Genomic DNA, 21,187 nt, shown 5'->3' with positions numbered 1-21,187 from the left:
AAAGCGGCGCTTGCTAGACTGCGCCACATGACTGATTTTACCACAGCATTGGCCGATTTTGCCTCGGGGCCTGTTGCGACCTCGTCAGAGGCCCGTCTCGTAACCTCTCTGTCTGCGCTGGATTGGGTAGCTGTTGGCCGCGTCGGTGTTAGCGAACCCGTATCTCAGACCGTGCGCGCGCTGGTTCTGGATGAAGGGGGCAACCCGCAGGCCCATCTATTTGGCGGGGGGCTGGCTCCCGTCAGGGCAGCTGGTTTGGTTAACGGAACCATTTCCCACGCTTTGGATTATGATGACACGCATTTTGCGCATATCGGGCACCCTTCGGTCGCGGTTATGCCTGCGGCCTTTGCCCTTTGTGATTGGGACGACCGGATTCTTGTCGATATCCTTGAGGCCGCTCTTGTCGGGATGGAGGTTTCGATCCGCGTAGGGCTTTGGCTGGGGCGTGCGCATTACCAGGGCGGGTTCCATCAGACCGCGACGTCAGGTGCCTTTGGTGCGGCGGTCGCCGCTGGCCGGGTGCTGCGGTTCAATACGGAAAAGATGCGCCGGGTTCTTGGTCTGGCTGCCACCCGCGCCGCAGGGCTGAAAGCTCATTTCGGCACGATGGGAAAGCCCTATAATGCCGGGCTAGCTGCCGCTGCAGGGGTTGAGGCTGCGCTGTTGGTGTCCAAGGGGTTTGAACCCAACTCGGATGCGCTTGAGGGGCCCTATGGTTTTGGTGCAACTCATATGGGTCAGTCCGAACAGGCCGCTGCTCTGGATGGAATTGGAGAGACGTGGCTGTTCAAAGATGTAAGCCATAAGTTTCATGCCTGCTGTCATGGGTTGCACGCCGCATTAGAGGCCGCACGTGACCTGGATATTGCAGAGCCCGAAGTAGCCGAGATCAGGATCAGGACCCACCCACGTTGGATGACAGTGTGTAATCAAACCTCTCCGACCACCGGGTTGGGGGCCAAGTTTTCCTACCGGACGGTAATTGCTATGCAAGCGCTGGGATATGACACAGCCTTGCCAGACAGTTTTTCGGATAAGGTATGTGCGGATAGGCGCCTGCAATCGCTGCGGGACCGGATTTCAGTCGAAGCCGATGAGACGCTGTCTGAAACTCAAGCGGATCTGTCTTTGCTGCGCCGCGATGGGGCACGTAAACAGGCCAGCCACGATTTGCTTGGCCCTATGACATTGGCCGACCGGGAAGATCGGGTCAGAAGCAAGGCGGCCAAGCTGATCGGTGCCGAGGACGCAGACGCGATCTGGTCGATGCTGCGTACCGGTGGCCGCACCCGTGATCTGGCGAAAATGCTGGCGCGTTAGACGACGCGCCAGTGCAAGGGGAACCCGGGTTCGAATACTGTTACCGGGCCGTCGTCAGTTTCGATCTTGTCGGGATATTCAACGGGGTCGCCCTTGGTAAGGGTGATGGTTTCTTTATTCACCGGCAGGCCATAAAACGCAGGTCCGTTCAATGATGTGAACCCTTCCAGCTTGTCCAGCGCACTGGCTTTGTCAAACATCTCGGCCACCAGGGACATGGTGTTTGTAGCGGTGAAGCATCCCGCACAGCCACAGGCCATTTCCTTGTTTGCATCTGTGTGTGGCGCGCTGTCGGTGCCAAGGAAGTAGCAAGACATCCCAGAAGTTGCGGCGCTCATCAAAGCCTGGCGATGGGTCTCGCGCTTGGCCACGGGCAAGCAGTAGTAATGCGGTTTGATCCCGCCCACCAGGATGTGATTGCGGTTGATGATCAGGTGATGGGCCGTGATTGTTGCGGCCAGATCATCTCCACCGGATTGCGCATAATTTGCACCCTGAGCCGTCGTGATGTGTTCCATCACCACCCGCAAACCAGGAGTCGCCTGGCGCAGTGGATCAAGTATCGTATCGATGAAAACCTCTTCGCGGTCGAAAATGTCGACCTCGGCATCGGTAACTTCACCATGGACACACATCGGCAGACCGATCTCAGCCATTCTCTCAAGCACCGGGCGGACCTTGTCGAAATCACGCACGCCCGAGGCGGAATTGGTGGTTGCGCCTGCGGGATACAGCTTTACGGCCTTGATCAGCCCACTTGCATGGGCTGCGGCGACATCCTCTGCGTCGGTGTCTTCGGTCAGGTACAAGGTCATCAGCGGCTCGAACGGCATGCCTTCGGGCAGGGCGGCCAGAATGCGGTCGCGATATGCGGCGGCCTGATCGCCGTGCACAACTGGCGGAACGAGGTTCGGCATTATGATCGCACGGGCAAAATGGCGTGCGGTTTCGGGCAGAACGGCCTGCAACATGGCGCCATCGCGCAAATGCAGATGCCAGTCATCGGGGCGGCGAATGGTCAGCGTATCAGTCATGCGCACCCGCTAGCACAGCCTCGGCCAAAGACCAACCAAACCGTGAGGATCTGGTGCAAAAACTTCACCTATTTGCGGCGATGGCGTCTGGGTGGCGGGGCCGGGGCCTTGACGCCCCTGCGCTTGCATGACCTGTTAAGCAACGAAAGAAAGAGGGTTCCATGACGCAGCAAGATTCCATTGATACCGTGCAGCAGATGCTGGGCTCACAGGGTTACGTATGCGGTCGAGCCTTGGCGACAGTGGTGTTTTTGTCATTGAAACTGGGCCGTCCACTGTTTCTTGAGGGTGAGGCTGGTGTCGGAAAAACCGAAATCGCTAAAGCACTGGCCGCTGGTCTGAACCGCCGTCTGATCCGCCTGCAATGTTATGAGGGGTTGGACGCATCCTCGGCGGTTTACGAATGGAATTTCCCGGCGCAAATGGTGGCGATCCGAACTGCCGAAGCCTCGGGCGGCGCTGACCGGGGTTCGTTGCAGACCGAATTGTTTTCTGACGACTACCTGATCGAGCGTCCGTTGCTGCAGGCCATGCGCCCGGATGAAAACGGGGCACCCGTCCTGTTGATTGACGAACTTGACCGCACGGATGAACCGTTCGAGGCCTTCCTGCTGGAAGCGCTCAGCGATTTTCAGGTCACCATCCCCGAATTGGGAACTGTCAAAGCGCCGGAGCCACCGATTGTCATCGTTACATCGAACCGAACGCGAGAAGTGCATGACGCCCTGAAACGCCGTTGCCTGTACCATTGGGTCGATTACCCGGATTTTGACCGTGAAATTGAAATTCTGAACGCCCGCGCCCCCGAGGTCGCCGAGGCGCTAAGCCGAGAGGTCGTCGCCTTTGTCCAACACCTGCGCACAGAGGATCTGTTCAAGAAACCAGGAGTGGCCGAGACCATCGACTGGGCCAAATGCCTGCTGGCGCTGGACGTCATCAACCTTAGCCCCGAAGTGATCGGCGACACTCTGGGGGCGATCCTGAAATATCAGGACGATATCCAGCAACTGCAAGGGTCCGAGGCGAAACGTATTCTGGATGAAGCCAAGGCGTCGCTGGAACCTGCCTGATGGCTGAACAGCTCCCTCTCGACATCCCCGACAACCCAAAACTGGCGCAGAACATCACTCATTTCGCGCGGGCTTTGCGCAAGGCCGGGTTGCCCATCGGCACCGGGCGGGTCGTGGATGCGATCCGGGCGGTTCAGGTTGCGGGCTTCTCGGAGAAGCGCGACTTTTACTGGACGTTGCACGCTTGTTTCGTGACCCGACCCGAGCATCGGGCGGTCTTTGCACAGATCTTTCGCATGTATTGGCGCGATCCGCGGTACATGGAGCATATGATGTCGATGATGTTGCCAGCGATCCGCGGCGTCCAGGAAGAGCGCAAGGCCGAAGCTGCAGAGAAACGCGCGGCCGAGGCTCTGCTGGACGGCGTTGAACGGGACTTGCCTGACAGCTCTGACATCGAGGAAGAAACTGAGCTGGAGATAGATGCGTCGCGGACCGCGTCCTCGGAAGAACGGTTGCGCAATCTAGACTTTGAGCAAATGAGCACCGAAGAAATTGCCTTGGCCAAGCGCATTCTGGCACAGCTGAAATTGCCGGTAAAACCAATCGAGTCGCGCCGAGGCCAAGCCAGCCACCTTGGGCATCGGATCGACCGCGCCCGCACGCTGCGCGCATCCATGCGGCAGGGTGGTGAACTGCGGGATATCGCGTATTTGAAGCCGAAACAACGGTGGCCGAACCTTGTCGTTCTCTGCGATATCTCAGGATCTATGAGCCAGTACTCTCGTATCATCCTGCATTTCCTGCATGCGGTTTCAAACTTCAAAGGCGCGGGGTGGGCCAAGGTTCATGCGTTTACCTTCGGCACGAGGTTGACGAATATCACCCGGCACCTGCGCCAACGCGATGTGGATGCTGCCCTGTCGGCGGCAGGGGCCGAGGCGCAAGATTGGGAGGGTGGCACGCGGATCGGGGAATGCCTGCACGCTTTTAACCGTGACTGGTCGCGTCGGGTTCTGGGGCAGGGTGCGGTGGTGTTGTTGATTACGGATGGTCTGGATCGGGGCGAACCCGAGGTGCTTGGAAAAGAAATCCAGCGCCTGCATCTGTCAGCCCGCCGTTTGATCTGGCTGAACCCTTTGTTGCGATGGGATGGCTTTGCGCCAAAAGCGCAGGGGGTGGCGGCGATGCTTCCCCATGTTGACAGCTTTCGGGCCGGTCATTCCATTGCGTCGCTGGAAGATCTGGCCAAAGTCATCTCAAAACCGGATGACATGGGTGAGAAAGCGCGGTTGATGGCCGCGCTTTCGAAGTAGGTCTCAACCAAGCTGTTCTTCGTTGCACTTACGCGCCATTTCCATCGCTTTATACGTACCGGTCAGATCAACGGTGAAGGCGAATTCTTTTTCGGGGAACACGACCATAACTTTCTGTTTGGCAAGGTCTTCGGCAAACTTGGGGTCATCCGACAGCACATAGCCACCCGAATAGCCTTTGGTGATGTTGCCCTTCATGCCGGTGGCTTCTCCAAGATACAGGTTTTCGCCCAGCAGGATCGCCACAGCCTCGGTTTCGCCACGCTTGATGTTGGTTTCAGCTTTGGTGAATACGCCAACATATCCCACGCCGCGGTCTTCGGTCAGGCCCATTTGAACCACGTTTTCCGCGTCATCGACAGCTTCGATCAGGCAGGATTTCTTGTCTTCGTCGATGAAGATTTTCCATCCGTCCACTTCGCCATAGCGCAGGAAGGTATCTGCGCTGGCCACTGTCGCTGCTAGCATTCCCAATACTGATCCGAGTGTAATAATGTGTTTCAAGTCTCTGTCTCCTTTTGAAAATAATCTGCGTCACAGCTGCGCATGATCCGCGTTTAGGTCAGAATCGGGAGGGCTGGCAATCAATGCTTGGGATGTTCGGCTGAAACCCGCGGGGCTTTGCATAGCATTTGGAATTTCTTTCAAGGCCCATGAGTTAGCCTGATGGCTTACTTTTCATCCTGCCAAACCTGCCTATGTTGGTGCGGGAAACGCCAGGAGGGCGATATGGACAGATTCGACAACAGCCCCGAGACTGCTCTGGATTGGTATGAAACGGGAAAGCCAGTTGCGCTGGCTACGGTTGTTCAGACTTGGGGCAGTGCCCCCAGACGTGTTGGCGCTCAGCTTGTGATAGCAGGTGATGGCCGCTTTGAGGGGTCAGTATCGGGTGGTTGTGTCGAAGGTGCGGTTGTCGTCGAGGCGTTGGAAGCGATCGAAGAGGGTGAAGCGCGCCTACTTGAATTCGGGGTCAGTGACGAAGATGCTTTTGCGGTCGGGCTGGCCTGTGGCGGAACAATTCGGGTACTGGTCGAACCTATTGGATCGGTCCTTCCTGAAAGCATATTGCGCGATCTGGTCGCTGCACGCGCGCAGCGCGAGCCTGTGGCTTATGAGGTGAATATCGAATCCGGCCATCGTGCGTTGCAGCGCGATCGTTATCCCGAACGCATGCGCATGGACCGGTCCGGTTTCGAAGAGGATGCGAAGACATTTGTTTCGGTCCACAATCCGCCCTTGCGGTTGATAGTGGTCGGGGCCGTTCATATTGCTCAGGCCCTGGTCCCGATGGCGCGAATTGCGGGGTACGACCCTGCGATTGTGGATCCGCGAGATGCGTTTGCAACCGCCGCAAGATTCCCTCTGGAAACCGTGCTGACGGATTGGCCGGATGAGGCCGTTGCAAAGCTTGGAATGGATGCGCGAACGGCTGTTGTCTTGCTGACCCATGATCCAAAACTGGATGATCCCGCGTTAGAGGCAGCCCTGAGAGCCGGTGTGTTCTATATTGGGGCGCTGGGGTCTAATCGAACGCATGCGAAACGCGTCACCCGGATGAAAGAAGCCGGATTTACTGAAAAGCAGATTTCACAGATTCACGGTCCCGTAGGCTTGGATATCGGCGCCGCCGATCCCGCGGAAATTGCGATTTCAATATTGGCCGAAATGACTGCGGTGTTGCGGGGCAAAGCATGAAGTTTGGCTCGGTTCCTCTGCGCGAGGCCGCCGGTGCAATTCTGGCGCATTCAGTAAAAGCCCAAGACACAAAGCTGCGTAAGGGCCTCTTGCTCACGCAAACTCATCTGGATGAAATGGCCGCCGCCGGGTTGACCTCGGTCACTGTTGCGCAGCTGGAACCCGGTGATTGTCACGAAAACGACGCTGCCCGGAGGTTGGCAGAGGCTTTGGCCCCGGACCCGGCAACCGTGGGATTGCGCGTCACCGAGCCGTTCACAGGGCGCGTTAACCTCTTGGCGAGAGGCCCCGGAGTCACTGTTCTGGACGTACAGGCGCTGGAAGCGTTCAACTTGGTTAACCCAATGATTACCGTGGCCACAGTTCCCCAATATCAACAGATGGGATCAGGCGGGATGGTGGCGACGATCAAAGTCATTTCTTATGCCGTTCCCGGCGAAGATGTGGTGCGTGCCTCGGCGCTGGCACAAGGGGCGGTGCGCCTGTCTGGCCCGGTGTTTCGCAGTGCTGGCCTGATCGTCACAGACATCCCCGGAGGTGTTTCGAACGACAAGGGTATTGCCGCAATCCGAGGGCGTGTCGAAGCCCTGGGTATGGGTTTGGATGACATTCGGGTGGTGCCACATGAGATTCAGGAGCTGTCTGCTGCATTGACGGGCGTCAAAGGGGATATTGTCCTGATTTTGACGGGCTCAGCAACTTCGGATGCACATGATGTTGCGCCGCAGGCTGTTCGTGTTGCAGGCGGTCAGGTGGATCGGTTTGGAATGCCAGTAGATCCGGGCAACCTGTTGTTCACCGGTCTGCTGGACGCCAGACCTGTAATCGGTTTGCCGGGGTGTGCGCGCTCTCCTGCACTGAACGGTGCGGATTGGGTTTTGTCGCGCGTGGCTTGCGGGATTGAAACGACAGCGGCGCATATTGCAGGCATGGGGGTCGGTGGATTGCTCAAGGAAATCCCGACCCGGCCACAGCCACGCGCATCTATCAAGCGGTAAGGCGTTTGACATCAATTTAAGACCCAGATCGGGCCGCTTTGTTCGGCATTGTGATCTGTCCTAAACGGCGCCCTGCGAAATTTTTGTTCTCAAACAATAAGTCCCGTGTTTAACTCGACAGAGAAAAATATGACATGGGAGGAACTTATGACACAGGTCACCATGACCGTGAACGGGAGGTCTGTTAGCGGTGAGGTCGAGGGTCGGACGTTGTTGTCTGGATTTTTACGTGATCATCTGTCGCTGACCGGAACGCATGTTGGATGTGACACGGCGCAATGTGGGGCGTGTGTTGTTCATGTGAATGGCGCGGCGGTGAAGTCGTGCAACATGCTTGCGCTGGAAGCGGACGGGTCCGAGGTCGCCACGATTGAGGGCCAGGCCGCTGAGGATGGGTCTTTGAACGTGATTCAGCAGGCGTTTCAGGATCATCACGGGTTGCAATGCGGGTTTTGTACGCCGGGCATGGTGATGAGCGCCGCCGCCTTGCTGAAAGAGAACCCGCGCCCGAGCGAAGTCGAGATTCGAAAGTATCTGGAAGGCAACCTGTGCCGCTGCACAGGCTATCACAACATTGTCAAAGCGATCATGGCCGCATCGGGCCAGGACGTAAGCGGCATCGCTGCCGAGTAATACCGACGTAAAGAATTTTCGACGAAAATTCTTTTTCAGGGAGGAGAACAAGCAATGCCCAAAGACAGTGGCATCGGAGCCAGTTCCAAACGGCGCGAGGACGTGCGCTTTTTAACCGGAGCAGGCAATTACACCGACGATATCAACGTGCATGGCCAGGCCTATGTGCATTTTCTGCGGTCCGACATCGCGCATGGCCGGATCAAAAGCATCGACACCTCTGCTGCCGAGGCCATGCCGGGCGTGGTCAAAGTGTTTACCGGCAAGGATTTCGAAGGCGTGGGCGGCATGCCCTGTGGCTGGGAAGTGACCGACAAGCACGGCGCACCGATGCAGGAACCTCCGCATCCCATTTTGGCACAGGGCAAAGTGCGCCATGTGGGCGATCCGATTGCTGCTGTGGTCGCCGACAGCCTGGAACAGGCCCGCGACGCGGCTGAGGCGATCGAGCTTGATATCGAGGAGCTGCCCGCCGTGATCGACATGAAGGCCGCCGCGCAAGAAGGCGCGACGCTGGTCCATGACGATCTGAAAAACAACATCTGCTATGATTGGCAGCTGGGCGAAACCGATGATGCCAAGGTCAATGAGGTCTTTGCCAATGCGGCCCATGTCACCACGCTGGATCTGGTGAACAACCGTCTGGTTGCCAATCCGATGGAGCCGCGTGTGGCGGTGGGCGAGTACAGCCGCGGCACCGAAGAATACACACTTTATACCACGTCGCAGAACCCGCATGTGATCCGCCTGTTGATGTGTGCCTTTGTTCTGGGCCTGCCCGAACACAAGGTTCGCGTGGTCGCGCCGGATGTGGGTGGCGGCTTTGGCACCAAGATCTTCCACTATGCCGAAGAGGCGTTCTGCACCTTCGCCGCCAAGGCTTGTAACCGCCCGGTCAAATGGACCTCGAGCCGGTCCGAGGCGTTCATGTCTGACGCGCATGGGCGCGACCATGTCGGACAGATCGAACTGGCGCTGGATGCGGACAATAACTTTATCGGTCTGCGCACCAACACCTATGCAAATATGGGTGCGTATCTGTCGACCTTCTCCAGCTCGGTTCCGACATGGCTGCACGGGACGCTGATGGCGGGCAACTACAAGACGCCGGTCATTCAGGTCAACGTCAAGGCGATGTTCACCAATACGGTCCCGGTGGATGCCTATCGCGGCGCGGGCCGTCCTGAGGCGACGTTCCAGTTGGAGCGGGTCGTGGACAAGGCAGCGCGTGAACTGGGTGTCGATCCGATCGCCCTTCGACGGCAGAACTTCATCACCCAGTTCCCCTATGACACACCGGTGGCGCTGACCTATGACACAGGCGATTATAATGGGACGATGGACAAGCTTGAGGCCGCTGCTGATCTGGCAGGCTTTGCCGCGCGTCGCGCTGAAAGCGAGGCCAAGGGCAAGCTGCGGGGGCTGGGCGTCAACTGCTATATCGAGGCTTGCGGCATCGCGCCCTCGAACATCGTTGGTATGCTGGGGGCCCGTGCGGGTCTGTATGATGCGGCGACTGTGCGGGTGAATGCCACCGGCTCGATCAGCGTCATGGTAGGTGCCCATAGCCACGGGCAGGGGCATGAAACGGCCTTCCCGCAGGTTGTGGCGGACATGATCGGTATCGACGAGTCGATGATCGAGATCGTGCATGGCGACACGTCGAAGATTCCGTTTGGCATGGGCACCTATGGCTCGCGGTCTTTGGCGGTCTGTGGATCGGCGATGGTAAAGGCAACTGAGAAAGTGATCGACAAGGCCAAGAAGATCGCGGCGCATCTGTTGGAGGCGTCCGAGGCTGATATCGAGCTGAAGGACGGTCAGTTCAGCGTGGCAGGGACCGACAAGTCGGTGGCCTGGGGTGATGTCACCCTGACGGCCTATGTGCCGCATAACTTTCCGCTGGAGGTCGAGCCCGGGCTGGAGGAGACCGCCTTTTATGACCCGGCCAACTTTACCTTCCCGGCTGGCGCCTATGCCTGTGAGGTCGAGGTTGACCCCGAAACCGGTCGGGTCACCATCGAAGCCTTCACCGCCGCTGATGACTTTGGCAATATCGTCAACCCGATGATCGTGGATGGTCAGGTGCATGGCGGCATCGGTCAGGGCATCGGTCAGGCATTGCTTGAAAACTGTGCCTATGACGAAAACGGTCAGCTGCTGAGCGCGTCCTTTATGGATTACGCCATGCCGCGTGCCGATGATGTGCCGTTCTATGCGGTGGATCACTCGAGCCAGACGCCATGTACGCATAACCCGTTGGGTGTGAAGGGCTGTGGTGAGGCCGGGGCAATCGGTTCACCACCTGCGGTGGTCAACGCGGTGCTGGATGCGTTGAATTCAGGCGGCAGAGCCATCGATCATATCGATATGCCGGTGAGTCCATCGCGTGTCTGGACCGCGATGCACGGGTGAGAGGTTGGGGTGCGAGGGGTCAACCCCTCGCGCTCCCCGAGATATTTATAGCCAGATGAAGGGCAGAACAGAGCCTTTCGGAAAGGAAGACGAAATGTACAATTTCGAATTTGAGAAACCCTCGACCATAGCCGACGCGGTTGCCGCTTTAGGGGCTGAGGATGCGCAGGCGTTGGGTGGTGGGCAAACCCTGATCCCGACGCTGAAACAACGATTGGCGGCGCCATCGGCACTGGTCTCGCTCAGCGGAATTCCCGAAATGCAGGGCGTCTGTGTTGGGGATGACGGGTCGGTTTCTATCGGGGGCGCAACGCCGCATGCAGTTGTTGCTCAAGAGGCAGCGGGATCATACCCGGCGCTGGCCGCATTAGCCGGTCAGATCGGTGATCCGGCGGTGCGCAACCGCGGCACGATTGGCGGCTCGGTTGCGAATAACGATCCGGCGGCCTGTTACCCGGCGGGTGTGCTCGGATCCGGGGCCACGATCGTGACCAACGCCCGTCAGATTGCAGCAGATGCGTTTTTTGATGGCATGTTCTCGACCGCACTGGATGAGGGTGAGATCATCACATCCATCCGCTTTCCGGTGCCACAGGCCGCGAGCTATCAGAAGTTCTTGCAGCCAGCCTCGCGCTTTGCGTTGGTGGGTGTCTATCTGGCCCGGTTCGCCGACGGTGTGCGTGTGGCGGTCACGGGCGCCAGCGAGGATGGGGTGTTCCGCTGGTCCGAAGCAGAACAGGCGCTGAATACTGAATTCCGACCGGACGCGTTGATGGGGCTGAAGATCAACCCGGCCAACATGATCGGCGATCTTCATGGCAGCAAAGCGTATCGCGCGCATCTGGTCAGTGTGATGACCAAGCGGGCTGTGCTGGCCTGCATGTAATTAAGTCGGCTTTTAGTCGCAAAGCCCCGGGGTGTGTCCCTCGGGGCTTTTTCTATTTTCGGCGAATTTTCGGAAGCTTGTTTGGCTGCCAATAGGCCCCGGTATCTTCGCGCGCCTTTTGATAGGCCTCAACGCGGTGCGCTGCTGTTTTGCCACCGGCGTCAAATAAATGGCCGATGAGACATTCCAACACAGCCATGACACCGGTAAAGCTCGAGGTGTGATGTTGTGACCTTGTGCTGACGGTAAAGGCGACATCCGGTTCAACGCCCGGCGCAATTACTTCGCTATCCGATATCAGGATGACCCGAAGTCCTTTTTCCCGGGCGTACCTCACGGATTTTATCGTTTCGGCCGAATAGGGGCTTACGGTGATTGCCAGCAGGCAATCCTTGTCATCCGCGTCCAGCAGATCATCAGTGGCCGAGCCAATGTGGCGGGGGATCAACTGAATGCCCGGGTGCGCCATGCGCCCGTTATAGGAGAAATAATAGGCCAGCGCGTAACTAGCACGAGTGGCTGTTACGAAGCATCGGCGGGACCCGAGTATATGTTCAATGGCCAGGTGCGCTGTGTCGGGCCTCATCAATCGCAGCGACCTGACAACGACATTCTGTTCGTTGCGGGCAAGCTTGGCTTGAAGTTGACCATGGGCTCCTTCAGCGTGCATGTGGGTTTGCCAGGCAGGGCCAAGGAATTCTTCGTTATCCGTCGCCAGATTTTGACGGAACGGAGAGCGGAAGGCCTGAAACCCACCATAGCCCATATACTGGGCAAGCCTGACAAGGACATTTGCACTGACACCGATCTTCTCGGCAGTTACCCGTATCGGGTCGAGGCCAAAATCCGCGGGGTGATCTATGATGTATTTGGCTGCCGCCTGAAGTCTGGGCGGCATCTGGTCGATGTTTTTCCTCAGGTGATCTGTCAGCTGGCGTTGGGTCTCTGTCATGAAAAAAACATATGTTATGAAAGAAGGAGGTGTAAAACATAGGCCGCTTGCATAGATGCGGCAACAGGTAAACGGGGGCAGGGAATGTCACAGCATCGGTCGAAATCCGAACCCTACATTCTGGCGGCGCCCAATGGTGCGCGCCGAGGTGCGGCAGATCACCCAGCCCTGCCTGTCACAACCGTGCAAATTCTTGAAGCGGCCAGAGCATGCCATGAGGCCGGTGCGGCCGGTCTTCATCTTCACATTCGGGACACAGAAGGCCGTCACTCTTTGGACGCGGGACAGTATCTGGAAACACTTGCCGAACTTCGGCGGAGGGTTCCGGCCCTGGACATCCAGATCACAACCGAGGCGGCAGGGATTTTTGATGTAAGCAGCCAGTTCGAATGTCTGAGGAAGGTTAGACCGGCTTGGGCGTCGATCTCGGTCCGCGAAATCGCGCGCGATAACGATCTGGCTGACCGGATCTATGGTCTTTGCGCGGATCAGGGGACGCGGGTTCAGCATATTCTTTACGACGCTGAAGATGCGGCCCTATTAACAAGGTGGCAAAAGCGTGGTGTTGTGCGCGAACAGCAATCCGACCGTTTGCTTGTTCTGGGGCGCTATCGGACTGATCAGGAATCAAAGCCCTCGGATCTGGATGCGTTTCCTGACGGGGATTCGCCTTGGATGATCTGTGCCTTTGGAAAACGAGAGCATGACTGTCTGGTACATGCGGCGTCCTTGGGCGGTGATGTCCGGGTCGGATTTGAAAACAGCATCGCAGACCGGAACGGAGACACTTGGGACAATAACGCCACCTCAGTCGCGGCCCTTGTCGCCAGATTGAAAGAGGATAGATCATGAGCCACGTTTTCCCACGCCATACGAAATCTCAGCTGCCAGTCGCGGTTGGCGGCGAAGGCTGCTATCTGATCGATGCTGAAGGTAAGCGGTATCTGGATTGCGGTGATGCTGCTGTGTCCTGTCTTGGCCACTCAAACCGGGCGGTGATCGAGGCGGTTCAAAGCCAGGTTGAAAAGATCGCCTTTGCGCATACCGGGTTTATGACGTCCGAACCTGCCGAAGCCCTTGCGGACCTTCTGATTGATCATGCGCCCGGGGATTTGGATCGCGTTTACTTCGTATCCGGAGGGTCCGAAGCAACAGAGGCCGCCATCAAACTGGCGCGGCAGTATTTTCTTGAGATCGGTCAGCCCGAGCGCCGCCACGTCATCGCGCGCCGCCAAAGCTATCATGGAAACACTTTGGGGGCCTTGTCAGCGGGGGGAAATGCCTGGCGCCGTGCGCAATTCGCACCGATGCTGATCGAAATGACCCATATCGCGCCCTGCTACGAATATGCCGAAAAGCAAGATGGTGAGAGCAGCCACGCCTATGGTCAACGGGTGGCCGATGAGTTGGAGGCCGAAATTTTGCGTCTTGGCCCTGAAACCGTCATGGCGTTTATGGCCGAGCCAGTCGTGGGGGCAACGCTGGGGGCGGTCCCGGCGGTCGAAGGGTATTTTAGGCGCATACGTGAAATCTGTGATCAATATGGCGTTTTGCTGATCCTGGATGAGGTCATGTGCGGAATGGGGCGCACCGGGCATTTGTTTGCCTGCGATCACGATGGAATTGCCCCGGATATTCTGTGCATCGCCAAAGGTTTGGGGGCGGGTTATCAACCTATCGGCGCAATGTTGTGTACGAGCCGGATATATAAGGCGATCCAAATTGGGTCAGGGTTTTTCCAGCACGGGCATACCTATGTCGGCCATCCGGTGGCAACTGCGGCGGCATTGGCGGTGCTGAAGGAATTGACGAGCCAACAACTGCCCCAGCGCGCCGAGTTTATGGGGCATAGACTGCAATCTGCGCTGGAAACTGCGTTCAGCGAGCACCCTAATGTCGGCGATATTCGGGGCCGCGGGCTGTTCCGCGGTATCGAGCTGGTCTCGGATCGGGCCAGAAAAACACCGTTTGATCCCTCACTTGGTTTCGCGGGCAAGATCAAGAAGGCGGCGTTGAACGCTGGTCTGATCTGTTACCCCATGTCTGGCACGCGCGATGGTCGAAGTGGTGACCATATTCTGTTGGCGCCGCCTTTCATTATCGACGACGCACAGATTGAGGAATTGGTTGATAAGCTGGGGGTTGCACTCAAAGCCGCGATCTGACGCTCTTTTGATCTGACTTTCTCTTTTTACTCAATAGGGTATCGACAAAAGGTCAATTCCTGAAGGAGCGATGATGATTGTCGACATCTGGAAGAGTTTTCGGGACTTGCCCGCCTGGGTACAGATCTGGTTGGTGGTGCTGCTCATCCCGACCAATCTGGCACCTCTGGCGTATCTGGATCAGCCAAATGGTATTCTAATCGCAGCACTCGCAATCGGTGGGATGGCATTGAATCTTCCGATCATGCTGGCGACCCGAGGGATGAGCAAAGCGATGGCAATTCCGCATCTAATATGTTGGGTGCCAATGGTTTTCGTCGTGATTGCAGCATTTGCAAGCGAAGCCGAACTGGCGACCGGATATGCGAAATTTCTGGTGTTTCTACTGGTTATTGACCTGATTTCGCTGGCATTTGATGTGAATGACGCAAGGGTCTGGCTCAAAAGCCGAAGCGCAAAATAAAACCCCCTCAAACCGAGGGGGTTTCGAATAACTCAGTTGTCGCAGGGCTTACTTCTGCGGCAGCGGGCCGATCATCATGATCATCTGACGGCCTTCCATCTTGGGCATGTTCTCGACCTTGCCGATTTCCTTGGTGTCCACGGCAACACGTTCCAGCAGCTCACGGCCCAGATTCTGGTGTGCCATCTCACGACCACGGAAGCGCAGAGTCACTTTTACCTTGTCGCCGTTTTCAAGGAATTTGAACACGTTGCGCATTTTGACTTCATAGTCATGAGTATCGGTGTTGGGCCGGAACTTGACCTCTTTCACCTCAATGACTTTTTGCTTTTTGCGCGCTTCGGCCTCGCGTTTCTGCGTTTCGTATTTGAATTTACCAAAGTCCATGATTTTGCAAACCGGAGGGTTTGCATTCGGCGAAATCTCGACCAGATCCAGGCCGGCTTCGTCCGCGAGTTGCATGGCTTTGGCGGGATGAACCACCCCGACATTTTCACCTTCGGCGCCGATAAGGCGAATTTCGGGGGCACGGATCTTATCATTGACGCGCGGGCCGGTGTCTCTCTGAGGCGGCGCGTTGTGAGGTCTGCGAGCTATGGGTTCATTCCTTTGATGATTGCAGAATTTCAAGCCCGGAATTTAGACTGGGCTGCGGGACGTTTCAAGCGGCATAAGTGACCACCAGCGTGAATTTCCCATGATATTCCCGCGTTTTTGCCGATCTGATGTCGCATATCAGACCGGCAAACCGGATTAGCCAACAAAGGCCTTTTCAATGACGAATTCCTTGGGGTCGGAATTTGCGCCTTCGCGCAGTCCGAAATCCTCGAGGATTTTTTTGATATCCAGGTTGAAAGCCAATGATCCGCAAACCATCGCGCGGTCCGTATCCGGCTGGATGCCGCCCTCAATCCCCAGATCGGCAAATACTGTGCCGTCTTTCAACAGCTCTGTAATGCGGCCCATTTTGGGGCTCTGTTCGCGTGTGGTGGTCGGGTAGTAACGAATCTTGTCCGCAAAACCTTCGCCCATCAGCTCAGCCAGCATTTCGTCCTGGCGAATGTCTTCGATCAGCTGACGACCATATTCCAGCTCGGCCACTTCGCGGCAGGTATGAGTGATGATGATCTCGTCATAATCCTCATAGGTCTGCGGTTCGCGCAGCAGTGAGGCGAAGGGTGCAAAGCCGGTGCCGGTGGCAAAGAACCACAGGCGCTTACCGGGCAGCAGGGCGTCATGGACCAGCGTGCCAACCGGCTTGGGCCGCAGGATGATCTGATCGCCTGGTTTGATGTGCTGAAGTTTCGAAGTCAGCGGGCCGTCCTGTACCTTGATCGAATAGAACTCAAGCTCCTCATCCCAGGACGGCGAGGCGATGGAATAGGCGCGCAGCAGGGGTTTGCCGTTGTCGCCCAGCAGGCCGATCATCACAAACTCGCCCGAGCGGAACCGCAAGGACGCGGGGCGCGACACTTTGAATGAGAACAGGCTGTCAGTCCAATGCTTGACGTCTGTCACAGTCTGGGCGTCCGGCAGAACGGGGGCCTTCACGGCGGTTGCTTCGGTCACGGGTTTCATCTCTGTCATCGTTTCACTGCCGGTGGAGTAAACCGACATCTCCGTTTAATCTTTGATCCAAGTCAGGAAAAGGGGGCTCTTGCCCCTACGTTCCTATTTGAGGCTGCGAAAGGCGATTTTAGCCGCGCAGGCGGGCCTGATAGTTGTTGTCCTGCCAGTTGGCGCGAGCCACCCATTGATCTTCGGGCTGACGATCGGCCAGAGTGTCTTCAATCTCGACCTCATCAAAGCCGCTGCGCCGCGCCATGGCATACTGGTCGGCCAAGACATGGCCTTTGGCGCGCAAGCGACCGGTATAGCCTTTCAGGCGCAGGGTCCGCGCGATGGTAAAACCGCGCCCATCTGCAAAGGACGGGAAATCGACGCGCACCATCTTGGCGCAGCCCAGCCGTTCGGCAAGTTCATCCGGATCCGTGTCCGAGCTGACATCCAGCGCGACCACATCATTGGCCGCGTCTTCCAGCGTGACATAGCCATCAGTCCAATCATCGGGGGCGAACCCCTCATCGGTTACGATAACGTTCATGTGTTCTCTCCGGCGCGCATCATCTTGCCATCGACAAAATGAATGCCGCATTCTTCCTTGTTCTGATCGCGCCACCGTCCGGCGCGGGGGTCTTCGCCCTGTTTGACCGGCGAAGTACAGGGCGCACAGCCGATCGAAGGGTATCCTTTGGCCACCAGCGGGTGCCTGGGCAAGTTGTTCTCTTCCATATAGGCGCGTACATCTTCGGGCGCCCAATGGGCCAGCGGGTTGACCTTGATCCGGCCTGTGCCGTCCTCGACCTCAAAGAAATCAAGCGTGGCGCGGGACCCGGCCTGAAACCGTTTGCGCCCGGTGATCCAGCCATCATATCCCAACAATGCCTGTTGCAGCGGGAAGGTCTTGCGCAGGTTGCAGCACGCATCCATGTCCCGCAGACGCAGCGCGCCATAGGGGTCGTCGCGTTGAACATCCTCGTCATCCGCGCGGATGATCTTGACGTTTAGCAACCCCAACCGCTCGCTCACCTCCTGCTGATACTCCAGCGTTTCGGTGAACAGCATCTGCGTGTCGATGAACAGCACCGGGGTCATCTTGTCGACCACGGCCGCCATATGCAGCAACACCACCGATTCCGCACCGAAACTTGAGACCAGAGCGAGATCATCGATCTCTTCCATTGCTCCGTGCATCACGTCATGCGCGCTGTGGTGGCGGAACCGGGCGTTCAACTCACTGACCCGTTCGGTCAGTTCACGTCTATCCCGGCCCAGTTCAGTCTGGATCAGATCAAGCGGCATTCGCTCGCGCCTCGGGGTAGAGGGCCGCCTTGAACGGAGCCATTCCGACACGGCGATAGGTCTCGAGGAAGGTTTCTTCGGTGCCCTCACGCTGCTCCAGATAGGTTTCGACTATGCGCTCAACGGCCGGAACGATCTCATCATAGGCAAAGCCAGGACCCGTACGATCGCCGATTGCGGCGTTTTCCGTGCCGTCACCACCCAGAGTGATCTGGTAGTTTTCGACGCCTGCACGATCCAGACCAAGAATGCCGATATGGCCGACATGGTGGTGACCACAGGCGTTGATGCAGCCCGAGATCTTGATCTTCAGGTGGCCTATATCATGCTCCAGTTTGAGGTCTTCAAACCGGGTCGCAATTTCCTGAGCAACCGGGATCGAACGCGCCGTTGCCAGCGCGCAATAGTCCATGCCGGGGCAAGCGATGATATCGCTGATCAGGCCGATATTGGCGGTCGCCAGCTCGTATTCCTTCAGCTTTGCGTGGATCGCGGGCAGGTCCGATTTGTGGACATGCGGCAGGATCACGTTCTGCTCATGGCTGATGCGCAGCTCGTCATAGGCGAACTCTTCGGCCAGATCGGCCATCACGCGCATCTGCTCGGCAGTTGCATCACCCGGCGTCGCGCCGTGTTTCTTGATCGAGATTGTCACAATCGCGTGGTCCGCATTCTTGTGCGGCGCAATGTTTGTATCCACCCACGAGCGGAAGATCGGATCATTGGTGTAGGCGCCTTCAAACGACGCAACCGACGCTTCGCGGAAGGTAGGTGCAGCGAAGTGGCCCTTGATCTCTTCCAGCAGGTTCATATCCGCGCCTTTGAACTGCGGGCGGACCTGCAGGAAACGCTCGTTCACCTTGGCGCGGATGGCGTCGATGCCGTGTTCATGCACGGTGATCTTGATGCGCGCCTTGTACTTGTTGTCACGGCGACCGATCTGGTTCCACACGGACACGGTGGCCTCAAGGTAGGCCAGCAGGTCGTCGAAGGCGACGAAGTCAGACAGCTCTTTACCGATCATGGGCGTACGGCCCAGACCGCCACCGACGATGACACGGGCACCCAGAACGCCGTCACGCTCGACCAGTTGCAGACCGATATCATGCGCCTTGATCACGGCGCGGTCATTTTCGGACCCGGTGATGGCGATCTTGAATTTGCGCGGCATGAACTGGAATTCCGGGTGGTCGGTCGACCACTGGCGCAGCAGTTCCGCATAGGGGCGCGGATCGGCGACCTCATCCGCGGCGGCACCGGCGAAATGGTCGGCGGTCACGTTGCGGATGGTGTTGCCGCTGGTCTGGATGGCGTGCATGCCAACCTCGGCCAGCGCGTCCAGCATATCCGGGACGTCCTGCAGCTTGGGCCAGTTGTACTGGATATTCTGACGCGTGGTGAAGTGGCCGTAGCCCTTGTCCCACTTTACAGCCAGCAGGGCCAGTTGGCGCATCTGCGCGCTGTTCAGCGTACCGTAGGGAATGGCGACCCGCAGCATATAGGCGTGCAGCTGCAGATACAGGCCGTTCATCAGCCGCAGCGGCTTGAACTCATCCTCGGTCAGCGAACCGTCAATGCGGCGCTCGACCTGGGCGCGGAACTGTCTGTTGCGTTCTGCCAAAAATGCTGTGTCGAACTCGGAGTAGCGATACATGATTAGCTGTCCTTAAGTGCAGCCCCGAACCTGGGGCCTTTGTAGGGGAGAGAGAGGGCCAGAGATCAGGCCCGGGGCTGCGGGGAAGTTTCCTGTTTGCCGTGGGCATAGTTGGACGGACCAGTCCGGCGGAAGTCTTCCCGAAAATGGGTTGGCTCTGGGCCTTCGTCGCCAGCTATGGCATCCGCCAGATAGGCACCGACAATCTTGCCTGCCTGACGTTCGGCATCCAGAAGGCGGATCTGTGCGTGGGCTTCGTCTGTGATCAGCTCTGCCTCGGATAACTCACGCGACCAGCGGTCGTCCTCGGTCAGATAGATGACGTCACCTTCCAACAGATCGTTGGCGGTTACCACTTTGGGGGTAAAAGCGCGGGCCATCAGGCGTGCTCCTTTTTGAATTCAGTCAGGGCCTTGGCTGCCTGGCGGGGGGCAAGGCCGTAAAAAGTAAGGGTGGGGCCGTCCATGTCCGAGGCGTTCAGATCGGCGGGCATGTGATCCAGCGTCGTGGTCAATATGCGCTGATCGGGACGCGACGCGTTTTCGATCAGCGTCACAGGTGTGGCCCGGTCGGCGCCGTGCATGATCAGGCGGCCCTGAATAAACCGGGCAGACTTTTTGCCCATATAGATCGCCGCCACCGAACCGGGCTGCGCCAGGGCGCTCCAATCGTGATCGGCGAACCCCTTCATGTCGTGCCCGGTCAGGAAACGGATCGAAGAATTGCGCCCGCGGCGCGTCTGGCTTTGCCCGATGCCCGCAACTGCGGCCGAGGCTGCGGTGATGCCGGGGATAATCTGCCACGAGATGCCAGCTGCTTCGACGGCGTCGATTTCTTCGTCCAAACGACCAAATACGGTGGGGTCACCGGATTTCAGGCGTACAACGCGTAGACCCTTCAGGGCGTGCTCTACCAGCAGCGCGTCGATGTCTTCCTGTTTCCACGAGGGGCCAAACCCGGCTTTACCAACATCGACCAGGTCGGCCGTTTGCCCGGCAAGGGCCAGCACCTCGGCGCTGATCAGCCGGTCATGCAGGACAAGATCCGCGCGCTCGAACGCGCGCAGGGCTTTGAGCGTTAGCAATTCGGGATCACCAGGGCCTGCGCCGACAAAGTCGACATGGCCTGCGTCCTGATATGTTTGCGTCACTTGCATGTTTCGGTCCGGGTTGGTTTGACTTGACCCTCAATATAGGAAATATTCCCGGTATTGCGCCATATGCGCGCATAAATAAGAACAAGCGTTTCGCTGTGTTGATCAAGCGATACGAAAGTTTCGAAACGAGGAAGAAATTGGAATGTCAGTGCGGATTGATGACACGGATCGGAAAATTCTGGTTGAGCTGCAGCGCGACGCCAGCCAATCGCTGGACGAAATAGCAGCCCGCGTCGGCAGTTCCAAGACGCCTGTCTGGAATCGCATCCGCAAGCTGAAAGGGGCCGGGGTGATCGGTCAGCAGACGGTATTATTGGATGCCGAGGCGCTTGGTTTTGAGGCGACGTTCTTCGTGCTGATCCGCACCTCTGAACACGAGGCGGATTGGCAGCGAAAGTTCCTCAAAGCCCTGCGGGACCGCCCCGAAGTGCAAGAGGCGCACCGGCTGGCGGGGGATATCGACTATATCCTCAAGGTGCGGGTTAAGAACGCGCGCGCCTATGACGTGTTCTATCAGACTCTGATTTCCGAGGTGCGCGTCCACAATGTGACGGCACTGCTGTCGATGGAAGAGATCAAGTCGACGACCATGCTGCCGCTGAATGCCCTGATCGAGAACTAG

Annotated in this window: 22 protein-coding genes; 12 read left to right on the top strand and 10 right to left on the bottom strand. The window is 57.8% G+C overall.

Annotation, left to right across the window (positions count from 1 at the left end):
• The first annotated feature begins 27 nt into the window (after positions 1–27).
• On the top strand, positions 28–1,323 hold the full coding sequence (locus AC2FIP_RS03885; protein ID WP_496695283.1) for an MmgE/PrpD family protein: 1,296 nt from the start codon (positions 28–30) through the stop codon (positions 1,321–1,323).
• On the opposite strand, the gene pyrC is transcribed toward AC2FIP_RS03885, so the two are convergent.
• Positions 1,320–2,357 (bottom strand): dihydroorotase, encoded by a 1,038-nt coding sequence (gene pyrC / locus AC2FIP_RS03880; protein ID WP_496785220.1) that lies wholly within the window; start codon positions 2,355–2,357, stop codon positions 1,320–1,322. The genes AC2FIP_RS03885 and pyrC overlap by 4 nt on opposite strands.
• 161 nt (positions 2,358–2,518) lie before the next feature.
• Here pyrC and AC2FIP_RS03875 point away from each other — a divergent pair, with 161 nt between their 5' ends.
• The gene (locus AC2FIP_RS03875; RefSeq protein ID WP_271946832.1) at positions 2,519–3,427 is read left to right on the top strand and encodes an AAA family ATPase; all 909 of its coding nucleotides are present in this window, start codon (positions 2,519–2,521) and stop codon (positions 3,425–3,427) included.
• Entirely contained in the window at positions 3,427–4,683 is a 1,257-nt protein-coding gene (locus AC2FIP_RS03870; RefSeq protein WP_496785219.1) for a vWA domain-containing protein, read from the top strand. Before AC2FIP_RS03875 ends, AC2FIP_RS03870 begins: the two co-directional genes overlap by 1 nt.
• 3 nt (positions 4,684–4,686) lie before the next feature.
• Here the strand turns inward: AC2FIP_RS03870 and AC2FIP_RS03865 are convergent, their stop codons facing one another.
• Entirely contained in the window at positions 4,687–5,187 is a 501-nt protein-coding gene (locus AC2FIP_RS03865; RefSeq protein WP_246097135.1) for a hypothetical protein, read from the bottom strand.
• Between the two features lie 225 nt (positions 5,188–5,412).
• Here AC2FIP_RS03865 and AC2FIP_RS03860 point away from each other — a divergent pair, with 225 nt between their 5' ends.
• From AC2FIP_RS03860 to AC2FIP_RS03840, 5 genes are all read left to right on the top strand, one after another.
• The gene (locus AC2FIP_RS03860; RefSeq protein WP_496785217.1) at positions 5,413–6,381 is read left to right on the top strand and encodes an XdhC family protein; all 969 of its coding nucleotides are present in this window, start codon (positions 5,413–5,415) and stop codon (positions 6,379–6,381) included.
• The gene (locus AC2FIP_RS03855) at positions 6,378–7,379 is read left to right on the top strand and encodes a molybdopterin-binding protein (protein ID WP_496785215.1); all 1,002 of its coding nucleotides are present in this window, start codon (positions 6,378–6,380) and stop codon (positions 7,377–7,379) included. The genes AC2FIP_RS03860 and AC2FIP_RS03855 overlap by 4 nt, the downstream gene beginning before the upstream one ends.
• 147 nt (positions 7,380–7,526) lie before the next feature.
• On the top strand, positions 7,527–8,012 hold the full coding sequence (locus AC2FIP_RS03850) for a (2Fe-2S)-binding protein (RefSeq protein WP_496785214.1): 486 nt from the start codon (positions 7,527–7,529) through the stop codon (positions 8,010–8,012).
• Between the two features lie 54 nt (positions 8,013–8,066).
• Complete coding sequence (locus AC2FIP_RS03845) at positions 8,067–10,427, top strand: xanthine dehydrogenase family protein molybdopterin-binding subunit (protein WP_496785213.1); 2,361 nt, start codon at positions 8,067–8,069, stop codon at positions 10,425–10,427.
• 94 nt (positions 10,428–10,521) lie between these two features.
• A complete protein-coding gene (locus AC2FIP_RS03840) occupies positions 10,522–11,313 on the top strand; it encodes an FAD binding domain-containing protein (protein WP_496785211.1) in 792 nt (263 codons plus the stop codon).
• A 52-nt stretch (positions 11,314–11,365) separates the two neighbouring features.
• Here the strand turns inward: AC2FIP_RS03840 and AC2FIP_RS03835 are convergent, their stop codons facing one another.
• Complete coding sequence (locus AC2FIP_RS03835; RefSeq protein WP_496785210.1) at positions 11,366–12,265, bottom strand: MurR/RpiR family transcriptional regulator; 900 nt, start codon at positions 12,263–12,265, stop codon at positions 11,366–11,368.
• 84 nt (positions 12,266–12,349) lie between these two features.
• Between AC2FIP_RS03835 and AC2FIP_RS03830 the strand changes: the two genes are divergently transcribed.
• The 3 genes from AC2FIP_RS03830 (at position 12,350) to AC2FIP_RS03820 (ending at position 14,893) form a co-directional block, all read left to right on the top strand.
• A complete protein-coding gene (locus tag AC2FIP_RS03830; protein ID WP_496785209.1) occupies positions 12,350–13,117 on the top strand; it encodes a beta-keto acid cleavage family enzyme in 768 nt (255 codons plus the stop codon).
• The gene (locus AC2FIP_RS03825) at positions 13,114–14,430 is read left to right on the top strand and encodes an aspartate aminotransferase family protein (RefSeq protein WP_496785208.1); all 1,317 of its coding nucleotides are present in this window, start codon (positions 13,114–13,116) and stop codon (positions 14,428–14,430) included. The genes AC2FIP_RS03830 and AC2FIP_RS03825 overlap by 4 nt, the downstream gene beginning before the upstream one ends.
• Positions 14,431–14,503: 73 nt before the next feature.
• The gene (locus AC2FIP_RS03820) at positions 14,504–14,893 is read left to right on the top strand and encodes a hypothetical protein (RefSeq protein ID WP_496785206.1); all 390 of its coding nucleotides are present in this window, start codon (positions 14,504–14,506) and stop codon (positions 14,891–14,893) included.
• 48 nt (positions 14,894–14,941) lie between these two features.
• On the opposite strand, the gene infC is transcribed toward AC2FIP_RS03820, so the two are convergent.
• From infC to cobA, 7 genes are all read right to left on the bottom strand, one after another.
• Positions 14,942–15,523, bottom strand: a complete 582-nt coding sequence (gene infC, locus AC2FIP_RS03815; protein WP_246097134.1) for a translation initiation factor IF-3 — start codon at positions 15,521–15,523, stop codon at positions 14,942–14,944.
• Between the two features lie 123 nt (positions 15,524–15,646).
• The gene (locus AC2FIP_RS03810) at positions 15,647–16,480 is read right to left on the bottom strand and encodes a ferredoxin--NADP reductase (protein ID WP_496708667.1); all 834 of its coding nucleotides are present in this window, start codon (positions 16,478–16,480) and stop codon (positions 15,647–15,649) included.
• A gap of 109 nt (positions 16,481–16,589) precedes the next feature.
• The gene (locus AC2FIP_RS03805; protein ID WP_496695306.1) at positions 16,590–16,997 is read right to left on the bottom strand and encodes a DUF934 domain-containing protein; all 408 of its coding nucleotides are present in this window, start codon (positions 16,995–16,997) and stop codon (positions 16,590–16,592) included.
• A complete protein-coding gene (locus AC2FIP_RS03800) occupies positions 16,994–17,755 on the bottom strand; it encodes a phosphoadenylyl-sulfate reductase (protein WP_496749015.1) in 762 nt (253 codons plus the stop codon). Before AC2FIP_RS03800 ends, AC2FIP_RS03805 begins: the two co-directional genes overlap by 4 nt.
• Complete coding sequence (locus tag AC2FIP_RS03795; RefSeq protein WP_496749014.1) at positions 17,745–19,409, bottom strand: nitrite/sulfite reductase; 1,665 nt, start codon at positions 19,407–19,409, stop codon at positions 17,745–17,747. Before AC2FIP_RS03795 ends, AC2FIP_RS03800 begins: the two co-directional genes overlap by 11 nt.
• Before the next feature lie 65 nt (positions 19,410–19,474).
• Positions 19,475–19,789, bottom strand: coding sequence for a DUF2849 domain-containing protein (locus tag AC2FIP_RS03790; protein ID WP_142634089.1), 315 nt, complete (start codon positions 19,787–19,789; stop codon positions 19,475–19,477).
• On the bottom strand, positions 19,789–20,565 hold the full coding sequence (cobA, locus tag AC2FIP_RS03785) for a uroporphyrinogen-III C-methyltransferase (RefSeq protein ID WP_496785205.1): 777 nt from the start codon (positions 20,563–20,565) through the stop codon (positions 19,789–19,791). Before cobA ends, AC2FIP_RS03790 begins: the two co-directional genes overlap by 1 nt.
• 142 nt (positions 20,566–20,707) lie before the next feature.
• Between cobA and AC2FIP_RS03780 the strand changes: the two genes are divergently transcribed.
• Positions 20,708–21,187, top strand: a complete 480-nt coding sequence (locus AC2FIP_RS03780; protein WP_142634084.1) for an Lrp/AsnC family transcriptional regulator — start codon at positions 20,708–20,710, stop codon at positions 21,185–21,187.

The organism is Ruegeria sp. CDSB114 (genome assembly GCF_059611025.1).
Note: the sequence above shows the minus strand (reverse complement) of the source record. Positions and strands in the feature narration are given on the sequence as shown.

Bases quoted from the DNA above. Each gene is read 5' to 3' on its own strand.
- pyrC (WP_496785220.1), bottom strand. From the start codon at position 2,357: ATGACTGATACGCTGACCATTCGCCGCCCCGATGACTGGCATCTGCAT.
- AC2FIP_RS03835 (WP_496785210.1), bottom strand. From the start codon at position 12,265: ATGACAGAGACCCAACGCCAGCTGACAGATCACCTGAGGAAAAACATC.
- AC2FIP_RS03840 (WP_496785211.1), top strand. From the start codon at position 10,522: ATGTACAATTTCGAATTTGAGAAACCCTCGACCATAGCCGACGCGGTT.
- AC2FIP_RS03830 (WP_496785209.1), top strand. From the start codon at position 12,350: ATGTCACAGCATCGGTCGAAATCCGAACCCTACATTCTGGCGGCGCCC.
- AC2FIP_RS03790 (WP_142634089.1), bottom strand. From the start codon at position 19,789: ATGGCCCGCGCTTTTACCCCCAAAGTGGTAACCGCCAACGATCTGTTG.
- AC2FIP_RS03850 (WP_496785214.1), top strand. From the start codon at position 7,527: ATGACACAGGTCACCATGACCGTGAACGGGAGGTCTGTTAGCGGTGAG.
- AC2FIP_RS03870 (WP_496785219.1), top strand. From the start codon at position 3,427: ATGGCTGAACAGCTCCCTCTCGACATCCCCGACAACCCAAAACTGGCG.
- AC2FIP_RS03805 (WP_496695306.1), bottom strand. From the start codon at position 16,997: ATGAACGTTATCGTAACCGATGAGGGGTTCGCCCCCGATGATTGGACT.
- AC2FIP_RS03810 (WP_496708667.1), bottom strand. From the start codon at position 16,480: ATGACAGAGATGAAACCCGTGACCGAAGCAACCGCCGTGAAGGCCCCC.
- AC2FIP_RS03825 (WP_496785208.1), top strand. From the start codon at position 13,114: ATGAGCCACGTTTTCCCACGCCATACGAAATCTCAGCTGCCAGTCGCG.
- AC2FIP_RS03845 (WP_496785213.1), top strand. From the start codon at position 8,067: ATGCCCAAAGACAGTGGCATCGGAGCCAGTTCCAAACGGCGCGAGGAC.
- AC2FIP_RS03855 (WP_496785215.1), top strand. From the start codon at position 6,378: ATGAAGTTTGGCTCGGTTCCTCTGCGCGAGGCCGCCGGTGCAATTCTG.
- AC2FIP_RS03795 (WP_496749014.1), bottom strand. From the start codon at position 19,409: ATGTATCGCTACTCCGAGTTCGACACAGCATTTTTGGCAGAACGCAAC.
- AC2FIP_RS03860 (WP_496785217.1), top strand. From the start codon at position 5,413: ATGGACAGATTCGACAACAGCCCCGAGACTGCTCTGGATTGGTATGAA.
- AC2FIP_RS03885 (WP_496695283.1), top strand. From the start codon at position 28: ATGACTGATTTTACCACAGCATTGGCCGATTTTGCCTCGGGGCCTGTT.
- AC2FIP_RS03820 (WP_496785206.1), top strand. From the start codon at position 14,504: ATGATTGTCGACATCTGGAAGAGTTTTCGGGACTTGCCCGCCTGGGTA.
- AC2FIP_RS03780 (WP_142634084.1), top strand. From the start codon at position 20,708: ATGTCAGTGCGGATTGATGACACGGATCGGAAAATTCTGGTTGAGCTG.
- cobA (WP_496785205.1), bottom strand. From the start codon at position 20,565: ATGCAAGTGACGCAAACATATCAGGACGCAGGCCATGTCGACTTTGTC.
- AC2FIP_RS03875 (WP_271946832.1), top strand. From the start codon at position 2,519: ATGACGCAGCAAGATTCCATTGATACCGTGCAGCAGATGCTGGGCTCA.
- AC2FIP_RS03800 (WP_496749015.1), bottom strand. From the start codon at position 17,755: ATGCCGCTTGATCTGATCCAGACTGAACTGGGCCGGGATAGACGTGAA.